This window comes from Enterococcus sp. RIT-PI-f (genome assembly GCF_001297065.1).
GTDB lineage: Bacteria > Bacillota > Bacilli > Lactobacillales > Enterococcaceae > Enterococcus_D.
Genome location: NZ_LHOX01000015.1, coordinates 117,986 through 141,648 on the forward strand (window position 1 = coordinate 117,986; position 23,663 = coordinate 141,648).

20 protein-coding genes are annotated in these 23,663 nt (G+C 38.1%); 16 read left to right on the forward strand and 4 right to left on the reverse strand.

Going from position 1 to position 23,663, the window contains the following annotated elements; translation table 11 throughout:
* Positions 1–148 precede the first annotated feature (148 nt).
* From AEQ18_RS07535 to AEQ18_RS07590, 12 genes are all read left to right on the forward strand, one after another.
* Positions 149–511 carry an Asp23/Gls24 family envelope stress response protein gene (locus AEQ18_RS07535; protein WP_054115722.1) on the forward strand — a complete coding sequence of 121 codons (363 nt, stop codon included), beginning with the start codon at positions 149–151 and terminating at the stop codon, positions 509–511.
* Between the two features lie 46 nt (positions 512–557).
* On the forward strand, positions 558–2,240 hold the full coding sequence (locus AEQ18_RS07540; protein WP_054115723.1) for a DAK2 domain-containing protein: 1,683 nt from the start codon (positions 558–560) through the stop codon (positions 2,238–2,240).
* Between the two features lie 123 nt (positions 2,241–2,363).
* A complete protein-coding gene (gene recG, locus AEQ18_RS07545) occupies positions 2,364–4,400 on the forward strand; it encodes an ATP-dependent DNA helicase RecG (protein ID WP_200908907.1) in 2,037 nt (678 codons plus the stop codon).
* A gap of 46 nt (positions 4,401–4,446) precedes the next feature.
* Complete coding sequence (plsX, locus tag AEQ18_RS07550) at positions 4,447–5,466, forward strand: phosphate acyltransferase PlsX (protein ID WP_054115725.1); 1,020 nt, start codon at positions 4,447–4,449, stop codon at positions 5,464–5,466.
* A gap of 108 nt (positions 5,467–5,574) precedes the next feature.
* On the forward strand, positions 5,575–5,817 hold the full coding sequence (gene acpP / locus AEQ18_RS07555; protein ID WP_005227129.1) for an acyl carrier protein: 243 nt from the start codon (positions 5,575–5,577) through the stop codon (positions 5,815–5,817).
* A 321-nt stretch (positions 5,818–6,138) separates the two neighbouring features.
* Entirely contained in the window at positions 6,139–7,146 is a 1,008-nt protein-coding gene (locus tag AEQ18_RS07560; protein WP_054115726.1) for an ABC transporter ATP-binding protein, read from the forward strand.
* Positions 7,147–8,091 (forward strand): ABC transporter ATP-binding protein, encoded by a 945-nt coding sequence (locus tag AEQ18_RS07565; RefSeq protein ID WP_054115727.1) that lies wholly within the window; start codon positions 7,147–7,149, stop codon positions 8,089–8,091.
* Entirely contained in the window at positions 8,091–9,047 is a 957-nt protein-coding gene (gene opp4B / locus AEQ18_RS07570) for an oligopeptide ABC transporter permease (protein ID WP_054115728.1), read from the forward strand. The genes AEQ18_RS07565 and opp4B overlap by 1 nt, the downstream gene beginning before the upstream one ends.
* A gap of 16 nt (positions 9,048–9,063) precedes the next feature.
* Positions 9,064–9,981: an ABC transporter permease gene (locus tag AEQ18_RS07575; protein WP_054115729.1), complete on the forward strand. Its 918-nt coding sequence runs from the start codon at positions 9,064–9,066 to the stop codon at positions 9,979–9,981.
* A 17-nt stretch (positions 9,982–9,998) separates the two neighbouring features.
* Positions 9,999–11,783 (forward strand): oligopeptide ABC transporter substrate-binding protein, encoded by a 1,785-nt coding sequence (locus tag AEQ18_RS07580; RefSeq protein ID WP_054115730.1) that lies wholly within the window; start codon positions 9,999–10,001, stop codon positions 11,781–11,783.
* A gap of 113 nt (positions 11,784–11,896) precedes the next feature.
* On the forward strand, positions 11,897–12,871 hold the full coding sequence (locus tag AEQ18_RS07585) for an AraC family transcriptional regulator (protein ID WP_054115731.1): 975 nt from the start codon (positions 11,897–11,899) through the stop codon (positions 12,869–12,871).
* A gap of 115 nt (positions 12,872–12,986) precedes the next feature.
* Complete coding sequence (locus AEQ18_RS07590; protein WP_054115732.1) at positions 12,987–14,567, forward strand: alpha-L-rhamnosidase-related protein; 1,581 nt, start codon at positions 12,987–12,989, stop codon at positions 14,565–14,567.
* A gap of 135 nt (positions 14,568–14,702) precedes the next feature.
* Here AEQ18_RS07590 and AEQ18_RS07595 read toward each other — a convergent pair whose 3' ends face one another.
* Positions 14,703–16,166: a response regulator transcription factor gene (locus AEQ18_RS07595; RefSeq protein ID WP_054115733.1), complete on the reverse strand. Its 1,464-nt coding sequence runs from the start codon at positions 16,164–16,166 to the stop codon at positions 14,703–14,705.
* Positions 16,167–16,171: 5 nt separating this feature from the next.
* Positions 16,172–17,911 (reverse strand): sensor histidine kinase, encoded by a 1,740-nt coding sequence (locus AEQ18_RS07600; protein WP_054115734.1) that lies wholly within the window; start codon positions 17,909–17,911, stop codon positions 16,172–16,174.
* A 103-nt stretch (positions 17,912–18,014) separates the two neighbouring features.
* On the opposite strand from AEQ18_RS07600, the gene AEQ18_RS07605 reads away from it, so the two are divergent.
* From AEQ18_RS07605 to AEQ18_RS07615, 3 genes are all read left to right on the forward strand, one after another.
* Positions 18,015–19,295 carry an extracellular solute-binding protein gene (locus AEQ18_RS07605; RefSeq protein ID WP_054115735.1) on the forward strand — a complete coding sequence of 427 codons (1,281 nt, stop codon included), beginning with the start codon at positions 18,015–18,017 and terminating at the stop codon, positions 19,293–19,295.
* Between the two features lie 63 nt (positions 19,296–19,358).
* Entirely contained in the window at positions 19,359–20,306 is a 948-nt protein-coding gene (locus AEQ18_RS07610; protein WP_082348624.1) for a carbohydrate ABC transporter permease, read from the forward strand.
* On the forward strand, positions 20,303–21,130 hold the full coding sequence (locus tag AEQ18_RS07615) for a carbohydrate ABC transporter permease (protein ID WP_054115736.1): 828 nt from the start codon (positions 20,303–20,305) through the stop codon (positions 21,128–21,130). The genes AEQ18_RS07610 and AEQ18_RS07615 overlap by 4 nt, the downstream gene beginning before the upstream one ends.
* A 944-nt stretch (positions 21,131–22,074) precedes the next feature.
* Here AEQ18_RS07615 and AEQ18_RS07625 read toward each other — a convergent pair.
* Together AEQ18_RS07625 and AEQ18_RS07630 are read right to left on the reverse strand one after the other, a co-directional pair.
* Positions 22,075–22,491: a type II toxin-antitoxin system death-on-curing family toxin gene (locus AEQ18_RS07625; RefSeq protein WP_054115738.1), complete on the reverse strand. Its 417-nt coding sequence runs from the start codon at positions 22,489–22,491 to the stop codon at positions 22,075–22,077.
* Positions 22,488–22,727 carry an AbrB/MazE/SpoVT family DNA-binding domain-containing protein gene (locus AEQ18_RS07630; RefSeq protein WP_054115739.1) on the reverse strand — a complete coding sequence of 80 codons (240 nt, stop codon included), beginning with the start codon at positions 22,725–22,727 and terminating at the stop codon, positions 22,488–22,490. Before AEQ18_RS07630 ends, AEQ18_RS07625 begins: the two co-directional genes overlap by 4 nt.
* Positions 22,728–22,960: 233 nt before the next feature.
* Between AEQ18_RS07630 and rnc the strand changes: the two genes are divergently transcribed.
* Complete coding sequence (gene rnc / locus AEQ18_RS07635) at positions 22,961–23,653, forward strand: ribonuclease III (RefSeq protein WP_054115740.1); 693 nt, start codon at positions 22,961–22,963, stop codon at positions 23,651–23,653.
* Positions 23,654–23,663: the final 10 nt, after the last annotated feature.

Here is a 23,663-nt window from a genome sequence, read left to right on the forward strand (position 1 = left end):
TAAACATTGTAAATTAAACAAGGTCAGAATAGATAAAGTTCTGCTATAACGCCCCTTTTCGTAAGTCACATCCTTTTATTTGCAGTACAGCTATGATAAAATATGTTAAGTAGAAAGATGGGAATTTCCCCTTTAAGGAGGCTATATAATGGCTGTTAAAATTCAAACCTCAGCAGGTATTATTGAAATCAGCAATGAAGTCATCGCGACAGTCGTCGGTGGTGCAGCAACAGATGTATTTGGTATCGTTGGGATGGCCAGCAAGAAACAAATCAAAGATAACATCAATGAAATTTTACGTAAAGAAAATTATGCTCGTGGTGTCGTGATCCGTCAAGAAGAAAACGGCATTGCAGTGGATGTATACACGATCGTCAGCTATGGAACCAAAATTTCCGAAGTTTCCCGCAACGTACAGGAAAAAGTGAAATACAACTTAGAAACCATGCTAGGTGTATCCGCGAATTCGGTCAATGTATTTGTTCAAGGCGTACGTGTACTGCCAGATTAGGCAAGGGATCCGTTCACGGCGGATGATTTTAAGGAGGACTATCTAAGTGAAGGTAACGAATATCAGCGCAAGTCAGTTTCAAGAAATGGTGCAGGCCGGCGCATCTCGTCTACAAGTAAATGCAGAGTTTGTCAACTCATTAAATGTTTTTCCTGTTCCTGATGGCGACACAGGAACCAATATGAACCTATCAATGACAAGCGGTGCCAAAGCAGTATCCGATGCAACATCTGAAAAAGTTGGCGAATTGGCAGCAACACTGTCAAAAGGATTATTGATGGGCGCGCGGGGGAACTCCGGCGTGATTTTGTCACAGCTATTTCGCGGCTTTTCAAAAGCGATCCCGACAGTGGATACAGTCACTGCACCAGAATTGGCACAAGCCTTTACGCATGGCGTTGAAACTGCTTATAAAGCAGTCATGAAACCTGTCGAAGGAACGATTCTGACAGTTGCGCGCATCGCAGCTGAATATGGTGAAAAGAAAGCTCAAACCAGCGATGACTGCGTGGAAGTGATGAAAGCTGTTGTTCACGGTGCCAAACGCGCTTTGGCAAAAACCCCAGATTTATTGCCGGTCTTAAAAGAAGTTGGGGTCGTAGATAGTGGCGGTCAAGGACTGCTGTTTATTTATGAAGGATTCCTAAATGCTTTGAGCGGCGAATATCAAGCGGATGAAGTATTTGAACCGACACCTGCAGCAATGGATGAGATGGTCAATGCAGAACATCACCGCAGTGTGCAAGGACATATGGCGACTGAAGATATTACCTTTGGTTATTGTACTGAAATCATGGTCAAAATCGGTGAAGGTCCTACGGTGGACAGCGATTTTGATTACGATACATTCCGTAATTATTTGAACGAACTAGGAGATTCTTTGCTAGTGGTCAATGATGATGAAATCATCAAAGTCCATGTGCATACTGAACATCCAGGTGAAGTCATGAACTATGGTCAAAAATTCGGTTCATTGGTGAAAATCAAAGTCGACAATATGCGTGTACAACACGAAACGATTCTAGAACATGACCACCAAACGAACGATGCTGCGCCTGCACCACGTCCTCGGACACCTTATGCGATCATCGCGATCGCAGCTGGCGAAGGATTGAAACAATTGTTTACAAGCCTAGGTGCTGCCTATGTGATCAGTGGCGGTCAAACGATGAACCCAAGCACAGAAGATATTTTATCTGCTGTCAAAGAAGTCAACGCGGACCAAGTCATCGTCTTGCCAAACAACAAAAACATCTTTATGGCTGCGCAACAAGCAGCTGAAGTGGCAGATGTACCTGTCGCAGTTGTTGAGACGCGGACGATTTCTCAAGGAATGACAGCGATGTTGGCCTTCCACGAGCAAGCAAGTCTTGAGGAAAACAAACAAGCCATGACAGATGTTTTGGCAAGCGTAGCCAGCGGGTCTGTGACCCATGCGATTCGCAATACCTCTATTGATGGTATTGAGATCACAGAAGGCGACTTCTTAGGCATGGTGGACGGAAAGATCGTTGTATCCGTACCAGATCGTTTCTCTGCTTCGATGACGACATTGCAAAAAATGATCACAGAAGACACAGAAATCGTGACGATCATGATCGGTGAAGAAGGCAAAGCCAAAGAAGCAAACAAAATCGAAGAAGCGATTCTAGCATTACACCCAGAGATCGAAGTGGAAATCCATCAAGGAGATCAACCAGTCTATCCGTATCTCTTCTCAGCAGAATAATCAAAATAGGCAGGCGGGGGCAAAAATCGAACAAACGATTTTTGTCCTCGCTTTTTCGTATCAGTGCATCAATCGCGATCAGCGAAGTGCTCTATGAAGACAACGAACAACACATGAAAGGAGATTCGCATGTTAAAGCAGCCATTGACCGTGCTGAAAGGTGTCGGTGAAAAGCGCGCCCAGGACCTTGCTAGTCTAGGCATTGAAACCATCGAAGACTTGCTGAAATATTATCCTTTTCGCTATGAAGATATTCAAGAACGACAATTGGCAGAAATCCAAGATCAAGAAAAAGTAACGATCAAAGGCATTGTCGTTTCACCGCCCGTAGTCAATCGATTTGGCTATAAAAAGAGCCGTCTGCAATTTCGTATGATGCAAGACCACGATGTCTTCAATGTTTCTTTTTTTAATCAACCTTATCTAAAAGACAAAGTAGAATTATCAGAAGAGATTGCGGTATATGGCAAATGGGATGCCAAACGCAAAGCAATGACAGGTATGAAAATCATTGGCAGCAAAAGCAGTGAAGAGTTTGCACCAATCTATCATGTCAATAAATCGGTGCGCCAAAGCGTCTTGATCGAACTGATCAAGCAAGCATTTACGGACTTTGGCGATCAAATCCCGGAAATCTTGCCGCAAACTTTGATCGATAAGTATCGTTTGATGCGTCGCGATGCTGCAATGTTTGCCATGCATTTTCCTAAGCAGCCCCAAGACAGCCATCAAGCCAAGCGCAGAGTCATTTTTGAAGAATTCTTCTTATTTCAAATGCAGATCCAAGGCTTGAAACGCAGTGAGAAAGATGCAAAGAATGGGGTAGTCATCGATTATGATGTCCAGCGGCTCAAAACATTTACCCGCCAGTTGCCTTTCGAACTAACGAATGCCCAAAAGCGAGTCACCAATGAAATCTGCCATGATTTGAAGAGTCCGCAACATATGCAGCGCTTATTACAAGGCGATGTAGGAAGCGGCAAAACCGTCGTTGCTGCGATCGCCTTATACGCCACGATGACTGCCGGATTTCAAGGGGCATTGATGGTGCCAACCGAGATTTTGGCGCAACAGCATCTGGAGAGCCTCAATCAGTTGTTCGATCCGTTAGAAGTTCGGACAGCACTGTTGACAGGATCGACTAAGACCAAAGAACGACGAGCGATCCTTGCTGCGTTAGCAGCCGGCGAGATCGATATCGTTGTTGGCACCCATGCGCTGATCCAAGAAGGCGTTGACTTTGCTCATTTGGGTTTAGTGATCACAGACGAACAGCATCGATTTGGTGTCAATCAACGAAAAGTTTTGCGAGAGAAAGGCTATGCGCCAGATGTTTTATTTATGACTGCTACGCCAATTCCGCGGACATTAGCGATCACCGCCTATGGTGAAATGGATGTTTCGATCATTGATGAAATGCCCGCTGGCCGCATACCCGTCGAAACCCGCTGGGTCAGACCACCTCAATTTGACGCTATCTTAGAATGGGCACAAAGAGAACTTTCCGCAGGACATCAGATGTATGTGATTTGTCCGCTGATTGAAGAATCTGAAATGCTGGACGTCAAAAATGCGACAGAAATTTATGAACAATTGCAAAGTTACTATGCACCGACCTATCAAGTGGGAATGCTGCATGGCAAAATGAAAAATGACGAAAAAGATGCAATCATGGCTGCTTTCAAAGAAAACGAGACGCAGATTTTGGTGTCCACGACCGTCATCGAAGTCGGTGTCAATGTACCAAATGCGACAGTGATGCTGATCATTGATGCCGATCGGTTTGGTTTGGCACAGTTGCATCAACTGCGGGGGCGCGTTGGTCGTGGGGCAGATGCCTCTTATTGTATTTTGATCGCCAATCCTAAGAATGAAACAGGCGTGGCCAGAATGACGATCATGACTGAAACCACCAATGGCTTTATCGTCAGTGAAAAAGATTTGGCATTGCGTGGTCCGGGAGAAGTCTTCGGAAACCGTCAGTCAGGATTGCCAGAATTTGCTGCAGCAGATCTGGTGGCGGATGCCCATATTTTAGAAGTCGCCCAAGTGGAAGCCACTGCGCTTTGGCAAAAAAAGAATTGGCAAGTATTGCCAGAATATCAACCATTAGCTGCATATTTGGCTGCGCAAAAAGCCGATAAACAATTTTTTGATTGATAAATTATGCTATACTAATGAAGAAAATGAAGGGAGTGGCAACGACATGCGAATTGCCGTCGATGCAATGGGTGGAGATAACGCCCCAAAAGCCATCGTGGAAGGTGTCATGCTGGCAAAAAAAGACTTTCCAGATATTGCGTTTCAATTATATGGAAAAGAAAATGAGATCAGAAAATATGTGACAGATGAAAGTCAGATCACAATTATTCATACCGATGAAAAAATCAATAGCGATGATGAACCCGTCAAAGCGATTCGACGGAAAAAAACAGCTTCAATGGTACTAGCTGCACAAGCAGTCAAAGAAGGACGAGCAGATGCTATTTTTTCTGCCGGCAACACCGGCGCGCTGTTAGCAGCAGGTCTGTTCATCGTTGGACGGATCAAAGGGATCGATCGACCTGGATTGATGTCAACGATGCCTGTGATTGGTAAAGATGCCGGGTTTGATATGCTGGATCTAGGTGCGAATGCAGACAACAAACCAGAACATTTGGTTAACTATGCGGTGTTAGGTTCTTTCTATGCACAAAAAGTGCGCGGCATCAGTACCCCACGTGTAGGCCTTTTAAATAATGGAACAGAAGAAACCAAAGGCAGTGAATTAACGAAGAAAGCTTTTGAATTGCTTTCTGCAGAACCGTCGATCCATTTTATTGGCAACGTTGAGGCGAGAGAGTTACTGAATGGCGCAGCAGATGTTGTTGTGACGGATGGCTTCACTGGGAATGCAGTCTTAAAATCAATTGAAGGCACAGCCTTGAATTTGATGGGCTTATTGAAATCTTCGATCATGGATGCTGGCATCAAAGGTAAGTTAGGTGCTGTATTATTGAAAGATGCTTTGCGAAATGTCAAAAATGAGATGGATTACGCCAAACATGGCGGTGCTGTTCTCTTTGGTTTAAAGGCGCCAGTCATCAAGACCCACGGCTCTACGGGGCCAGAAGCGGTTGCGTATACCATCAAACAAATCCATGCGATGCTTGCAACAGATGTCGTTGCGCAATTGGTGGCGCATTATGAATCAAACACAGCAACGTCAGCTTCGCAATCGGAATGACATCGTTGTAACAAAATTGCAAAAAAAGCCTAGACAAATGCATGGGAAAGCAGTACAATGTTTCTTAGCCATTCTATGTTTTGTGCAAACGCGTGGAGGTGAAGCCAGTTGACACGAGATGAAGTATTCAAGAAAGTAGCAGTCGTGATCGCCAATCATTTTGAGATTGATGCCGAGAACGTGACGGATACAATGAGCATTAAAGACGACTTGAACGCTGATTCGATCAGTGTGATGGAATTCGTCCTAGAACTAGAAGATGAATTTGGTACCGAAATTTCAGATGAAGATGCCGAGCAGATCGAAACAGTCGGTGGAGCGGTTGATTATATTTCAAGCCATCTTGCTTAAGACAGTTTAAAAGAGCTAAGTCCTAGATGACTTGGCTCTTTCTTTATCCTTTTTTCTTCAATAAGGGAGCCTTTATTATAGTGTTTCACGACTTGATTGATGAGATTGAAAAGTTGACATGGCAATGATGTAAGACTATTGTAAGTATTCTGAAAATTCAGTGTTTTTATTTTTGTAGGGCTTGCATTATTAGAATCATTTCTATATAATTATTAAGAATATATTATACATTGTTAAGAAAGCTTTCGGAATTCATTCGTTTATTCCTAGTTTTTTATTAGCACGTGCACGTCATCTTAGAAAGTAGAGAGGGGTATTCGATTGTCCAGAGATAATCAGTTACTAGATGTTCAAAACCTTCATACAGGTTTCCGTATTAAAGATGATTACTATGATGCAGTAGATGGTATTTCTTTCACCTTAGACCGCAATGAGATATTAGCGATCGTTGGAGAATCTGGCTGCGGAAAAAGTACATTAGCAACCACTATTATGGGATTGCATGATCCTAACAACACCAAAATCACGGGGGAAATCTTATATAAAGATTTAAATTTATCAAATTTAAATGAAACCCTGTACAACAAAATCCGCGGTAACGATATCGGGATGATCTTCCAAGATCCATTGTCAGCATTGAACCCATTGATGCGTATTGAAGATCAAATCAAAGAAGGTTTATCTTACCATACCGATATGTCAGCTGAACAGCGTCAAGCTCGGGCATTGGAATTATTAGAACAAGTTGGGATCCCAAATCCACCGCGGGTGGGTCGTCAATATCCCCATGAGTTATCTGGGGGGATGCGGCAACGTGTCATCATTGCTATCGCGATTGCATGCAAACCGCCGATCATCATTGCGGATGAACCAACTACAGCGCTTGATGTAACGATTCAAGCACAAATTTTGGATTTACTGAAAGATCTGCAAGAAGAAACGCAAACTGGGATTATTTTGATTACGCATGACTTAGGTGTCGTGGCTGAAATGGCTGATCGGGTAGCCGTGATGTATGGTGGACAATTCGTTGAAGTGGCTACTGCAGAAGAATTGTTTTCCAACCCGCAACACCCTTACACACAGTCATTATTAAACTCGATCCCACAAGAAAATTCTCAAAATGATGAGTTGCATGTGATCGAAGGCGTTGTGCCTTCTTTGAAAAACATGCCTCGTACAGGCTGTCGTTTCGCTGCACGGATTCCTTGGATCCCTGCAAGCGACCATGAAGAAAATCCGGTCTTGCATGAAGTTGCACCGGATCATCTAGTCCGTTGCACGTGCTACAAGCATTTCCATTTTAGAGACGAAGAAGGAGAAGTGTAGATGACAGAATTAATTACAATCAAAGATCTGAAAGTCCACTATCCAATTCGCAGCGGGTTCTTCAATCGCGTCACGGATTTTGTCTATGCTGTAGATGGCGTTGACTTTGTGATCGAAAAAGGCAAGACCTATGGTTTAGTAGGGGAATCAGGTTCAGGTAAATCGACGACTGGTAAAGCAATTGTCGGTTTAGAGAAAGTCACTAGCGGAGAAATCATTTATGAAGGCCAAGACGTGACGAAACGTGCGGCGCGCAAAAAAATGAACTACAATAAAGATGTGCAAATGATCTTCCAAGATTCCATGTCGAGTTTGAATCCCAAAAAACGGGTCATCGATATCATTGCGGAACCATTACGAAACTTTGAACGTCTAAGTGATCAAGAAGAAAAACAACGCGTCAAACGCTTGTTAGACATCGTGGGTATGCCTGAGGATGCTTTGTACAAATATCCCCATGAATTCTCTGGTGGTCAAAGACAACGTTTGGGTGTTGCCCGAGCAGTTGCTTCGAATCCTAAATTGATCGTAGCAGATGAACCTGTATCTGCATTGGATCTATCGGTTCAAGCGCAAGTATTGAACTTTATGAAACGCATCCAACAAGAATTCGGCTTAAGTTTCTTGTTTATCTCTCATGACTTAGGTGTCGTCAAACATATGTGTGACAATATCGCGATCATGTACAAAGGCCGTTTTGTTGAGATCGGATCAAGAGAAGATATTTATCAAGATCCACGCCATATCTATACCAAGCGCTTATTATCAGCTATTCCTCAAATTGATGTAAAAAATCGTGAGGCCCATAAAGAAAACCGTCGTCGTGTAGAATTAGATTACGTGACGCATCAAAAAGATTATTATGATGAAACGGGTCGGGTGTATGATTTGCGGACAATTACCGCATCACATCAAGTCGCATTGAAAAATGGGGGTGCTGAATAATGTGGAAAACAATTCTACGTCGTTTGTTGTTGATGATCCCTCAAGTCATTATTTTGAGTATTTTGATTTTCTTGATTGCACAAGCAATGCCAGGGGATCCGTTTACCGGATTGATCAATCCAAACCAAGATCCTGCGGTGATTGAACGGATGCGGGAAGCTGCTGGGTTGAATGATCCATGGTATACCCAATATTTCCGTTGGATCGGTAATGCCGTTCAAGGTGATTTTGGGCAAAGTTTTATCTATAAATTACCTGTAGCTACCTTACTATCAGGCCGGATCAGCAATACACTGTGGTTATCTTTGCTGACAGTGATTCTGACCTATCTGATTGCCATTCCATTAGGGATGTTGGCAGGGCGCTACCAAGACTCTTTGATCGATAAAGCAGTTGTTGTCTATAACTTCTTTAGTTTTGCGGTTCCATTGTTTATCTTTGCTTTGTTGGCACTCTTCATTTTTGGGTATCGTTTGGGCTGGTTCCCAACGAGCGGCTCTGTCGTACCTGGTGTCAGCGGGATGGATGAATTCTGGAGTCGATTGTATCATTTGATTTTGCCATCGATTACCTCAGCTTTATTGGGGACTGCTGTCACGATTCAATATCTGCGCAGTGAAGTCATCGATTCTAAATCACTGGATTTCGTTCGTACAGCACGTTCAAAAGGGGTGCCAACGAATAAAGTATTTTCACGCCACGTCTTCCGAAATGCCTCATTGCCGATCGCTTCACAAATGGGCTATGAGATCACTTCATTGATTGCTGGATCTGTGGTTATCGAAAAAATCTTTGCTTATCCAGGTGTAGGAAAACTATTTATCGATAGTATCGTACAGCGAGATTACGCAGTGATCACGTCATTGACGTTGATCTTAGGATTAGCGACACTGATCGGTACATTGTTGTCTGATATTATTATGAGTATTGTCGATCCAAGAATCAGAATCCAGTAATAGGAGGGGATAAAGCATGTCTGAAAAAAAAGATAAAGATTTAAAACAAGAAAGTATCCCGCCTATGGGATTAAAAATGATTTTTCGCGAATTTCTAAAAGACAGAATTGCCATTTTTTCTTTGGTATTTTTAGTCGCAGTTTTATTATTCGTGTTTATTGGTTCGGCGATGATCGATCAAACGCAAGTGATGCGTGTAAGTATCCTTGATAAGTATGCAGTGCCTGGCGCTGTTTCACCAAACGGCGGCACCTACCTTTTAGGGGCGGATGAAGGTGGCCGTGATGTTTGGGGACAATTGATCATTGGTGCCCGTAATTCGATTTTGATTGGTTTTTCCATTACGATCATTACCTCGATCGTAGGGGTTGGCCTAGGGATCATTTCTGGTTACTATGGCGGCATGATCGACAATATTTTGATGCGTATCGTTGATTTCGTGATGATCTTGCCAATCATGTTGATCATTATCGTTATCGTGTCGATCGTTCCTCGTTATGATGTTTGGACCTTTATATGGGTCATGAGTGCCTTTTACTGGGTCGGGAAAGCACGGCTTTTCCGAAGCAAAACCTTGTCAGAAGGCCGTAGAGATTATGTTAGTGCGTCGAAAACATTAGGAACCAATGACTTTGTCATTATGTTCCGAGAAATCATGCCAAACTTGAGCTCATTGATCATCACCAACTTAACAATGAACTTTGCAGCCAATATTGGTATTGAAACGACACTAACATTCTTAGGTTTTGGTCTACCAACGAATGTGCCAAGTTTAGGGACATTGATTGGGTATGCCAGCAGTGGTGATGTGCTGGTCAATAGACAGTGGATTTGGTTACCCGCGTCAATTCTGATTTTGGTTTTGATGTTGAGTATAAATTACGTTGGTCAAGCATTCAAGCGTTCAGCAGATGCGCGTCAACGGTTAGGATAAACTAAGGAGGATACAGGATGAAGAAAAATATTTTTGGTATGGTCACTCTTTTGTCAGTGTTAGCATTGGCAGCTTGTGGCAGTAATAGTGGTGGAACAGATTCATCTGACGGCAGCAACTCAGCTACTGAAACAGAAGATGTGAGCAGCTTCCCGACTTCAGTTACAAATGATGCAGACGCAGTGGACGGCGGTACACTTGACGTTGCAGTGGTAATGGATACACAGTTCCAAGGATTGTTCCAAACAGAATTCTATCAAGATGCGTATGATGCTCAATTCATGTCTCCAAGTAATGAAAGTCTGTTTTTAACAGATGCTGACTTCAAAATCGTGGATGGCGGCGCAGCAAACTTAGAAATCGATCAAGACAACAATACAGCAACGATCACATTGCGTGACAATTTAAAATGGTCTGACGGTGAAGATGTAACCGCAGATGACGTGATTTTCTCTTATGAAGTAATCGGTAACAAAGACTACACAGGTGTGCGTTATGACAGCAACTTCACAAACATCGTCGGCATGGAAGATTACCATGATGGCAAATCTGATACGATCTCAGGTATCACAAAAGAAAGCGACAAAGTCGTAACAATCGAATACAAACAAGTACATCCAGGTATGTTACAAGCTGGTGGCGGTGTGTGGGCTTCTGCACTACCAAAACATACGTTTGACGGCATTGCGATCAAAGATATGGAATCAAGTGATCCCGTTCGTAAAAACCCAGTTGTGTTTGGTCCTTATGTAATGTCTAACATCGTTTCTGGTGAGTCTGTAGAATATGTACCAAACGAATATTACTATGGTGGTGCACCAAAACTAGATAAGTTATCATTTAAAGCAGTTCCATCTGCGTCAATCGTAGAAGGTTTGAATGCGAAACAATATGATCTAGCTTTATCAATGCCAACAGATACGTATCCAACATATAAAGACACTGATGGTTATCAAATCTTAGGCCGTCCAGAACAAGCATATACTTATATTGGTTTCAAATTAGGTACATGGGATTCTGATGCTAATGAAGTTGTAACAGATCCAGATGCAAAAATGGCAGACAAATCATTGCGCCAAGCAATGGGCTATGCATTAGACAATGATGCAGTCGGCAGCCGTTTCTACAATGGTTTGCGTACAAACGCAACGACTTTGATCCCACCAGTATTTGGTACATTGCATGATACAGAGATTGAAGGCTATACGTACAACATCGACAAAGCAAACCAATTGCTTGATGATGCAGGCTACGAAGATGTGGATGGCGATGGCATGCGTGAAGACAAAGATGGCGAAAAATTAACGATCAATTTTGCGTCAATGTCAGGTGGCGAAACAGCGCAACCATTGGCTGATTACTACATCCAACAATGGAATGAAATCGGACTAGATGTACAATATACAACTGGTCGTTTGATCGACTTCCAAGCATTCTATGACAAATTAGAAAATGATGATCCTGAAATCGATGTATACCAAGGCGCTTGGGGTACAGGTTCAGATCCATCACCTTCAGGTTTGTATGGTGCGACAGCAGCATATAACTACACACGTTTCTCTTCAGATGAAAACACGAAGCTATTAGAAGCAATCGATTCAACGGATTCATTTGATGATACAAAACGCAAAGAAGCATTTGATGCATGGCAAGAATACGCATTTGACGAAGCATTCGTTATCCCAACACTTTACCGTAATGAAGTATTACCTATTTCAGACCGTGTGAAAGATTTTGATTGGGCATACGATGTTGACCATAACCCATGGGCAACTGTTTCTGTTACTGCAGAATCTCGCTGATCTTTGATTGATGAAAGACGTTCCTTTTGGGGCGTCTTTTTTTTGTGGGAGTTGATACTTTGGGAAAATCAGGTAATATTAAATTATACTGAATTTAGATGGAGTTGGCTGTGATGATTGATAAAATAAAGGATTTTTTTTTCCAAGAAACACTTATTGAGAAAATGCAAAGTGTTCATGGGCAAAATATCAATGATTTAGAATTAGACTTTAAAAGTGAAGCTATTCCTCAGATACCTGAAGAGATTTATTTTGAGGACGGAAATATTTTCATCAGCAAACATCATCGATATGCCCCAATGCCTGCGCATAGACACGCGTTTGTGGAATTAAACTATATGCTTTCAGGAAAGAGCAATCATAGAATCAATGGAGAAGAAATTTTTTTAGAGCAAGGAGAAATTCTGATGCTAGATAAAAATTCTATCCAAGAAATTGATGCTTTAAGTAAAAATGATATTTTAATCAATATATTGATTAAAGAGTCATCAATCAGTACAGAGCTAATAGTTAATATGATAAAATCATCTAGCGTTGTTAATGAGTTTTTGCTTACTAGTCATAGTGAAGTGAAACAGAAATACCCGCATTTAATTTTTAGAACCGGAAACAACAAAAGAGTCCAAGATTTGATTGAAAATATGCTGATCGAGTTTTTTGAAAAAAAACCTTACTATATGCGTTCTCTTAATTTAAACCTATCGATCTTATTGATTGAAATGACTCGCCTACTAGAAGCAGAAAACTTAAATCAACAAAATATCTGTGATAATGAATTATTAAATTTATTAAGTTACATTGAAAAGAATTATAAGGAAGCAACTCTTTCAATAATCGCAAAGGAATTTGGCTATAACAAAGATTACTTGAGTTATAAATTGAAAAAACAAACGGGTTCCTCTTTTCAAGAACTTTTAAATAATATACGTTTTAAAAAAGCATATGAACTTATTGCAGAAACAAACTTAAGTTTCGAACGAATAGCAGAAATTATTGGCTATAATTCTACCGCAGCTTTATATAAATTGTGTGCCAAGTATACTCAAATGCGTCCGAGTGAAATAAGGAATCAAAGAAATATATTTTGATTCATAAATAGGATTTGGATAAACAAAGACCAGTATATGAACATTGAACAACGTTTGGAATCCGCTTACAATCTATTTGAGAGATTTACACAAATAGATGAGGAGGTACAAATGTATGTCATTTGATTTTCAAATAAATAATCAAGTTGAATGGGCATTGGATAAAGAGTTGCTGCATAAAGCGGAGATACATAAACCTGTGTTGAATAAGAAACAGATACATCCGAATAGAATAGTTGAATTGGTGACAGATAAAAATGCTGCATATGGGTTTAATGTTTTGCCATCCCCAATTGGGATTGAACAACTCTCTCAGCAGCTTATAGGCAAGGATGAATCAATTATATTGGATCTTGGCAACCATTATGTTGGCACATTTTCCGTGTCAATAAATTCTGTTGGTTCGCCGATGGATGCACCGCTATATCTTAGATTGAAGTTTGCAGAAATTCCAGCAGAACTAGGGTTTGATTCGCAAGATTACAAAGGATGGCTTTCAAAATCATGGATTCAAGAAGAATATATCCATATAGATGTTTTGCCTAAAAAACTTGAATTGCCAAGAAGATACAGTTGCCGGTTCATAGAAATAGAAGTACTTGATACTTCTCCAAAATGGAAAGCATCGTTTGAAAATCCGATTTTTATATCCGAAAGTGCAGTAGATATGAAGACAGCCGCATCAAGCAAAATTACGGATCCTGAACTTTCAAAGATATACGATGTATCATTAAAAACATTGGCAGATTGTATGCAAGATGTTTTTGAAGATGGACCAAAACGGGATCGTCGTTTGTGGTTAGGAGACTTAAGGCTGCAAGCTTCAGCAAATTATAAAACCTTTCAATCAAATGATTTAGTTAAAAGGTGTTTATATCTTTTTGGCGGCATGACAACAAAAGAAGGGAAAATTCCGGCAAATGTTTTCACAGCACCTGCGTTGATTCCTGACGATACTTTCTTATTTGACTATAGTCTATTTTTTGTTTCAATTTTAGAAGAATATTTCCACGTTACTAATGATATTGCGGTTCTAAAAGACTTATATCCCGTATCGAAGAAACAGATAGACTTAGCCTTGGCATTGGTAGATAGTGAAGGTAGATTGAACTTACAAGATGATTGGCCTGTTTTTATTGATTGGTCGGATGATTTTGATAAAAGAACTGCTGCGCAAGGAGTCTTGATTTATTGCCTAAAATCATTTTGTTTATTGGCAAAAGAAATGAGAGATTTAGATTATACAAAATATGTGCAACAGTTAGAAAAATTAGAGTCGTTTGCTAAACAAAAATTATTTAATGAAGAAAAGCAGCAATTTATTATTGAAGGGACAGATGAGATCAATTGTGCCAGTCAAGTATGGATGATCTTAGCTGGTGTTTTCTCACCTGAAATAAATAAGCAAATAGCTAAAAAGATGATTTTGAAACAGTTCCCTGTCAAAGGTTTTGGTACACCATATATGTATCATCATTTGGTAGAGGCACTTTTTATAGCTGGATCAAATCAAGAAGCAATCACTTTGATGAAAACATATTGGGGGAAGATGATTGAATTAGGTGCTGATACTTTTTGGGAGGCTTTTAAACCAGAAACACCTGATTTTTCGCCATATGGTAGTCCGATAATTTCATCATTTTGTCACGCTTGGTCTTGCACACCAGTTACGTTAATCAATACTTATCTTAAATAAGTGTTTTCTGGCGTACGTCAAAGTATAACTATAAAAAGCTATATTCCTATGAAGCGACCCCAAAAAGTTAGACCAGATACCTAACTTTTGGAGGTCACTACACTGAGAGTATGGCTTTTTATAGTGTAAGCATATTTATTTAGACTTCGTTCTTTCTCGGTATTGTTCAGGTGTTTCATTTGTATATTTTTTGAAGACTTTGAAAAAATATTTTACATTGTCGTATCCAATTTTTTTTGAAATAAAATCTGCTTTAGCAGAAGTTTCAGTCAACAATTCTTTCGCTTTGTTGATACGCAGTTGATTGAGATAATCAACATACTTCATGCCTGTGCGTTCTTTAAAAACTAAAGATAGATATGAACTGTTTACATAAAATAAATCGGCTAAAAAGGATAATGTCAATGGTTCTTCGAAATGGTTCCTGATATAATCGCGTACATTGACAACTAAGTCAGAAGAACTATAAAGCTTTTCGTATGCCATAGAATCAGCGATATTTCCTAAAAAATGCAACAGGTAATCTCGAACCTGTTCATACTGAAACATCCGATATAGTAAAGTATGTTGAACAGAGGGATAGGTATAATTTGATTGCATCTGATAAAAGTTGTCTAAAAAAAGTTTTGAGCGTTCAATAATAACGAGACCTAACTCTTTAATATGAATCAGAGGGATATCTTTTTCATTATATAAAATATTTAATTCCTCTGAAAAAGAACTTCGGAATGCTTTGCTCTGTCCAGATTCGATTAGATACATATAGGTATTTAATGTCAATCTGTCAAAAAACGGCTGAGGTGTGTTCGCAATGTCTTCACTGATCATGATTGGCTGTGTATTGGACTTACGCCAGTTCAATAAATTTATGGTTTGTTGATATGCTTCTTTAAATGTACTATCCATAGTATTCATTGGCAAAAAAAATACGTCTGAAAGAGCACCATGTAAATTTTCATTGCAATCAAGATGTACTTCATCAATCATGTTTTTTTCTAAAACGAAAAAATGAAGATTTCCGTCCTCTGGATAGGTTGAATGGTAGATAGAGTTTAATTTAAGTTCATTCAGATGAATGGTTTTCTTTTTAATTTCTGCGATGAATAGTTGATAATATTTATTTCCTGAGATATTCAGTTTATGGAAATGATCATCGGATATTACTTCATCACTTTCTAATGCTTTTAAGAAACGTTTCGTATTCTCAATAAGTTCATTCTTTCTTCTTCCAAGTATTTGTATTACATCATTCAGCGAGGTTGCTAAGTCTTTTTTACTAAATGGTTTCAAAATATAGTTGATTGCTTTTGACTGTATTGCTTTTTGAACATAATCAAAATTTTGATATCCGCTGATTACAATAATGGGTATTTGTGGTTGATTTGTTTTTAGATAATCTAATAAATGGGAACCATCTATTTTAGGCATGTCCATATCAGTGATGATGAAGTCAACGGTATTTTTTTTAAGAAAATCTATCGCTTGTTGACCATTTTCAGCTTCAAAAGCACATGAAATAGCTAAATCTAAACCGATAATTTTCTTTAAGGTTCCTTTTCGAATCAATGGTTCATCATCTGCAAGTAAAAATGAGTACATGTCAATTACTCCTCCTTGATAAAAGGCAATTTTAGTATGACCAATGTTCCTTTATTCTGATTGCTATAAATGGATAGGCCATAGTCATCACCATAATAATTTTTAATTCTTGCTTGAATATTTATCAATCCAATATGGTTCTCTCTTTCTCGTACTAACTTGGTTGCATTTGCTAGGTCATTGCTAAGGACATTTAAGTGATTAGGATCAATACCAAGACCATCATCAAAAATGCGAATGATTAATGCGTTTTGCCTCAGATTTGCAAATATGCGAATTTTCCCTCTTATTCCACCTCTGTTTAGTCCATGAAAAATTGCGTTTTCAACCAAGGGTTGTAAAGTGATTTTTGGGATGATAGCATGATATAATTCATCATTTGTAATTAGGTTCATGAAATCAATTTGTCTTTGAAATCTGATTCGCTGTATGATTAGATAATCTGAAACATTTTTTAATTCTTGTTCAAGAGTGGCCTCATTATTAAAACCGTTCGAGGCATAACGGAACATACTTGATAAAGCTAATGTCATGTTTGAGATTTCCGGAATATTTTTGATTTCTGCTAATGAGTTTATTGATTCAAGCGTATTGTACAAAAAATGAGAGTCAATTTGGTTTTTATAGACGTTTAATTCTGCTTTTAACAAGCTTTGCTCATAATTTATTTGATCAATCAAGTGATTATCGATAGTACTTAACATCTGTCGATATTGAGAGTAAAGTATGCCAATCTCATCATTTCGTTCTTCTTCTGCAATTTTTGACTGAGAGAGAATATCATTGTCTTTTGCGCGTTCCTTCATTGTCTTAGCTAATTGAATAATGGGTAAACTGAAATTTTGCGCATAACGAGATGCACTTAAATAAATAAAAATAAATGTGATCGATAAGATAAACATATTTCCAATAATCAATGCAGTGAAAAGTTGATAGTATTGACTATTATCAATTTGCACAGAAAGTGAAAGCGGTTGTCTGTTCGTGTTAATATTTTTTGATATTGTAGTTGTACTAGTTAGATTGGAATCGGTATTTTTTTGAAAAAGCGATTCATTTGAATCAATATCCTTTAACTGAAAGTCGATTACTTTATCTGGAAAATCATTAGTCATAAAATTAAAAAAGTCTGGTTCACAACTTACAACGATTGTACCGAGTAGATTTTTTGAATAAAAATCGTACAAGCATCTAGAGAACAAGAGTACTTGTTCATCTTCTGAATCAGTGATAATTGAATTATTCGGAATGATGCTAATGGATAAATCACCTGCTTTTTCGAGTGCTTGATTATACCAAAGGCTTCTTAGTGGATTATAGAATGATATAAAATCTTTCTGAGTATTCGAATAAGAAATAATAGAACCGTTGGGTAAAATGATAGCCATAAAGTTGACATCTTCCATGCGGTACATCAATGTTTTGAAAATATCTTTTATTTCTTGACCTGTGTAATAAAGGTCATTTTTTGAGTAATCGCTATTTTCAGTACTGTACTTCTTTAAATCAGTCATTAGGTCATAAGTGCTTTTGGAATAAAATTGAATTTTTTCAGTTAAAATATCGATTTCGTTTATCTTATTTTCAACTAAAGAGGCACTACGGTCTAAAGAATTATTTGTATTCGCTTTCAAGTCCTGGTAAGAGAAATAAAAATATAACAAAAATGATAACAATGTTGTAAATACAACTGTGACACATGTAATCATGACCATGGATAGTTTTAATCGTTTGCTGATACTCACTTATGCAGCTCCTCTCTACACCTAAAAAAAGTATACCATGTTTTACAAAAATTGCTTACTCGTTTTCAAATAAAATAAAGATATAACAAAGGAGGATAAAAAGATGAAAAAAAGATTTGGTTTATCTGTAGCTGCACTTTTAACCATTGGAATTTTGTCTGCGTGTGGAAATGGGAATGATGCTGCAACAGGCACTGGGGACAGTAATGATAAAACAATTACTGTTATGGCCTCGGGGGTTAGCGATGGGAATCAAGGGGTGTTTTTGAAATCTTTTAAAGAAATTGTAGAAAAAGAGAATCCAGGTTATACAGTTGAAACCACATTACTGCCCGACGACCAGTACTATACAGCACTTAAAAGTAAGTTGTCAACAGGACAAGCACCAGATATTTTCCTTGTTCAACCAAAGAAAGCGAGTGCAAGCTCGGTTGAAGAAATGGCAAAAGCTGGTTATATTGCAGATTTAACCGATTTAGAAAATTGGGATACAATCATTGATCAAGGGAAAGCAGATATGTCATATGAAGGTAATCCGTATGCAGTTTCATCTTCGGTTGGTGTATTAGGCACATGGTATAACAAAGATCTATTTAAAGAAAACGGAATTGAAATCCCCACCAATTGGCAAGAATTTTTAGATGCATGTCAAACCTTGAAAGATGCAGGAGTCACACCGATCGTTATGGGAGATAAAGATTCCTATATGATTCAATTTGGTATGTATCAAGTTGCAGCAAATCAAGTTTATCCTAAGAATGATGCCTTTGATGATCAGTTGTATACAGGAGAAACAAAGTTATCTGACGATGAATGGGTCAATACAATAACCATGTATAAAGAATTGTATGATAAAGGATATGTTACAACAAATTCTTTAGGTCTAGGTCAAGCACAAGCACAACAGCTTTTTGTTGATGGTGAAGCAGCAATGATTTTTGATGGTGATTTCAGCTATACAGCTTTAGAAGGTTCACCTTTTGATCTTGGGTTTATGGCATTACCAGCTAACACTGAAGGAGAAACATATATTTCTGCAGCTACAGGAGCAGGTTTTGCCATTAGTGCTGAAAGTGAACATTTGGAAGATATAAAGGCAATCTTTAATGAAATGATGGATGGTTCATCAGAATTATATGATGCTTGGATCAAAACGGCGACGTCATTTACAACTGTTAAAGGTGTAGAGTTGAGTAATGAAGTATTCCAAGATATTGTACCTGCTTTTGAAGCTGGGCGCTCATTCTATTGGAGCAATCAAGCATGGCCAAGCGGGACTGAAACAGAAATGCAGTCCAAATTTAGTGAAATGATCGGTACTGGAAAAATTTCACCAGAGGATGTTGCAGAAGCAATGCAGAAAAAATTCGAAGAGTTGAAATAAATAGGATAAATCGACTCTAGAAGAAGTATTTCTAGAGTCGATTTTATAAAAAGGGTGAATAATATGGAAGCAAAAGAAACAATCTATTCTTTGGATAAAAAGAAAAAGAAATTTTTTATTCAAAAAAATCCATCATTAGTAATGAATAATCGTTTGTATATTTTTGTCTTACCAGCATTGATTATTTTTGGTGTTTTTTGGATTTGGCCGTTTATAAAATTATTTACATATAGCGTAACGGATTTTAATGGATTTAATTTGAATTATAATCATGTAGGCTTTAGTAATTTCAAGACATTGTTTGATTCAGGAATATTATTTAACTCTATATCCAATACATTGATATATACAGCTATCCTGGTTATTGGCGGAAATTTATTGGCAATAGTTTTAGCATTAGCGCTTAATAGTAAAATAAAGGGAATGGCATTTTACAGATCTGCTGCTTATATCCCAGCTCTTTTCAGCGCAATCGTTATTGGTTTTATTTGGAGCTATGTTTATATGCCTAGTTCAGGTCTAATTGCATCTTTGATGAATATGATAGGGTTGGATGGAAGTAGCTTCAATATATTAGGTGACTACGGTAAAGCCCTCTATGGTATTACCATAGTAGACATCTGGAAGAATGTTGGTCAAACAATGATCATATACTTGGCTGGTTTACAAACAATTGATAATTCAGTATTGGAATCCGCAAAAATAGATGGTTGTTCAGAATGGCAGATTATTCGATTTGTAAAGATTCCTTTGTTGGCACCGTCAATTACGATAAATGTAATTTTAAATGTGATCAATGGGTTGAAATCTTTTGATTATCCTTTTATTATGACAAACGGAGGGCCGGGAGATTCCACAAATACGTTGATGTTTTCTATCTATAAAATGGCGTTTACTGAGCAACAGTTTGGTAAAGCCGCTGCTTTTTCCGTTATTTCTTTTCTAGTTATTATTGCAATAACTGCAGTACTATTGATTTTTATGAATAAGAGAGAGAGGGAAATGGAATGAGTAAAAAGCGCAATGCTATCTTAATACACATCTTCTTAGTTTTATTTTTGGTTAATACATTGGCACCGTTGGCTATAGCAGTATCAACTTCTTTAAAAAGCCCTGGTGATACAAGTTCACCATTGGAGTTGTTTTCACAGTTTTCATTTGAAAGTTATCGAACTGCTTTTGATAAAATGAATTTTACTTCATCGTTTTTAAATAGCTTGATCACTACGTTGGGGAGTGTATTTGTTGTTGTGATAGTCGCTTCCATGGCCGCCTATCCACTGGGAAGAATCAATAGTAAATTGAGTCGTTTTCTATATATTTTGTTTATATCGGGGTTAGTTATTCCAGGTCAAATGGTTGTTATACCGATTGCTCAAGTATTTAGTCAATTGGGAATCCCAAGTACTAGATTTACCCCTATGATTATGTTTATCACCTGCAGCATTCCATTTTCAGCTTTTTTGTATACTGGGTTTATGCGAAGTGTACCGGCTGAGATCGAAGAATCTGCATACCTAGATGGTGCCAATTTATTTACTAGGTTTTATAAAATAGTTTTTCCGCTTTTGGCACCTGCGACTGTTTCTGTTGTGATCACACAAGGGATTTGGATTTGGAACGATTATTTCTATCCGTTGATTTTTGTGAATAAACAATCTGAAATGAGCTTACCAGTAACCATGTTGAATTTCTTAGGTGATAAAGAAAATCCTGCACAGTGGAGTGTTCTTTTTGCAGCCTGTGTTTTATGTGCTATCCCATTGATTATTCTTTTCACTTTATTGCAGAAATATTTTGTAGGAGGAATATCAGCAGGAGCTGTAAAGGGATGATATTATGACAAATGTCTTAACGAATGTAAATAAAATTAGTCAATATATATATAGCGTTGTCGTGATAAATGCTTTGTTTTTGATAACCAATGCTTTATTCTTCCAAATTTTTTTTAGTATTGATTTTAAACCGATATTTTTCCCGGTTTATTACGTAGTTAGCTTTACAATTTTTCCAAGCGTGATCGCAATGGTTAAAACAATCAGTAATTATTATTTTGGAGAATCTGAGGGAATCATCATATCTTATTTTCGGAATTTGAAAACGGTTGTGGTGAATAATAAGATGCTGGTTTTTATCGTACCAACTTTAACCTATTTCATAGTGTTCAATATATATATTATTAATGTCAATAATAATCTCAGATTCATTCTGTTTTTTGCAAATATAATCATACTATTTTTGGAAGGATTACTTCTGGTGAATATTGCTAGGGTTGGCATTATGGAACCCAAACAAAAAAAATTCAAATTGAGTGTCTTGCTTCTAATTTCAAATAGTATAAGTAATAGTATCTTATTAATAAGTATTGGCATTTTTGGTTTTGTCGCATTCACCACGACAATCTACTCATGGTTATTTGTTTTTGGGTTGATAATCTGTGGGATGGCAGTCCTTTTTCAAAAGCAGCATGTAAATAAAAAATAATCATTTAAAGATTAGTCCATATTGATTTTGTGGGCTGATCTTTTGCTTTTTACAGTTTCTTTTAGAGGGGAGCTTAGGGGGGGAAGTAGTGATAAAAAAATTGTATTACAAAGGATACATGCTTTCAGGGTTCGTACCAAAAGCCCATTGCACGATATTACCTATTCTAATAATGTCATTTCTATATTTCCCAACGAGCAAATTTGGAACATGGGAAACGTGAAACACGTTTAATCAGCAAGGCCTAAATCCTAGTTGCTGTTCGATTTTATTTCCAATCTCATCGTTATTCACACTACTTATTTAGGTTTGCTATATATCTTATCTGATTTTTTAAGAATAAAGTGACGTTACGTTTCAATGCATCAAAGTCTTGATCACTCGTTGTGATAGTCAATATGAATTGTACTGCTTCTTGTCTATCGAAATGAGTAGAATAGCCATTCATACTAAAAAATACGAGCATTGCGACTAGTGCTGTTCTCTTATTGGCATTTTGAAATGGGTGTCTTTTAGCTAAGTTTATAGTAAGGATCGCAGCTTTATCGTAAATGGGAGGGTATAGATCATGACCAAACACTATTTGTTTTGGTTGGTTTATCGCCATGTCCAGTGCTGCAGCATCTTTTATTCCGATAAGTTCTCCACGGGAAGTCTCAGCAATCAATTTTTTATTGATACGGATAATATCTTCAACTTTTAAGTATTTCATAGTTCGAATAAATCCTCGATAGCACCCTTATATTGATTCATAACCGAATCACCGATTGAATCAATATCTATTTTTTCTTCGACTTTCTCAATCTTTATCGATCCATCGGGCAAAAACACATAACTAATCGAGCCACCTGTTTCAACACCTAATTTGTCTTTTACTTCTCGTGGGATTGTTGTTACATCACTATTCCCGGATTTCCTAATTTTATATGCTTTTTGATCATTATTCATAGAGAGCCACTCCTTCTGTTTATCTTTATACCTAGTATACAAAAATATCTACCTGTTTTATACTACGGCTTTTTATATGACTTGACCCTTTATCGGACACGAATCTTTATTATCAGAATAGCTGCATAAATTTTTCTTACATACAAGGCAAGTTTTTAGATGAAACATTTCATAATTCAGCAAAAACCAGTATAATAAGGAAGTGTCAACTAAAGAATAAAGGAATGTGGCAGATGAATACACAGCTAACGAAAGAACTGAAAGAAAAGTTTGGTATTGTGTTCCATGATGTTGATCTATTAGAACAAGCTTTTACCCATTCATCTTATGTGAATGAGCACCGCAACTTACACTTGTCAGACAATGAACGGTTGGAATTCTTAGGTGATGCTGTCTTAGAGTTGATCGTTTCGCGCTATTTGTATCGGGAATTACCAGATCTGCCTGAAGGCAAATTAACAAAATTGAGAGCAGCGATCGTTAGAGAAGATAGCTTGTCGATGTTTGCCAAAGATTGTCGGTTTGATGCGTCGATCCGACTAGGCAAAGGGGAAGAGAATTCCGGCGGACGCAAACGTCCTTCTTTGTTATGCGATCTATTTGAAGCCTTTCTGGGCGCATTGTATTTAGATCAAGGACTAGAAAGTGTGGATGGCTTCTTGACACAAGTTGTCTTTCCGAAAGTCAAAGCAGGTGCTTTTTCCCATGAGATGGATCATAAAACACGGTTGCAAGAAGTCTTGCAAAAAGGTGGCGATGTCGCAATCAATTATCGTTTGATCAAGGAAGCAGGTCCTGCCCATGAACGAATTTTTTGGACAGAAGTCTATTGTGATGATACGTTGATCGGTAAAGGACAAGGGAAATCAAAAAAATTATCAGAACAAGATGCAGCAGCCAATGCGCTCGCATCCCTGGAACAATAAGAGAGGAATG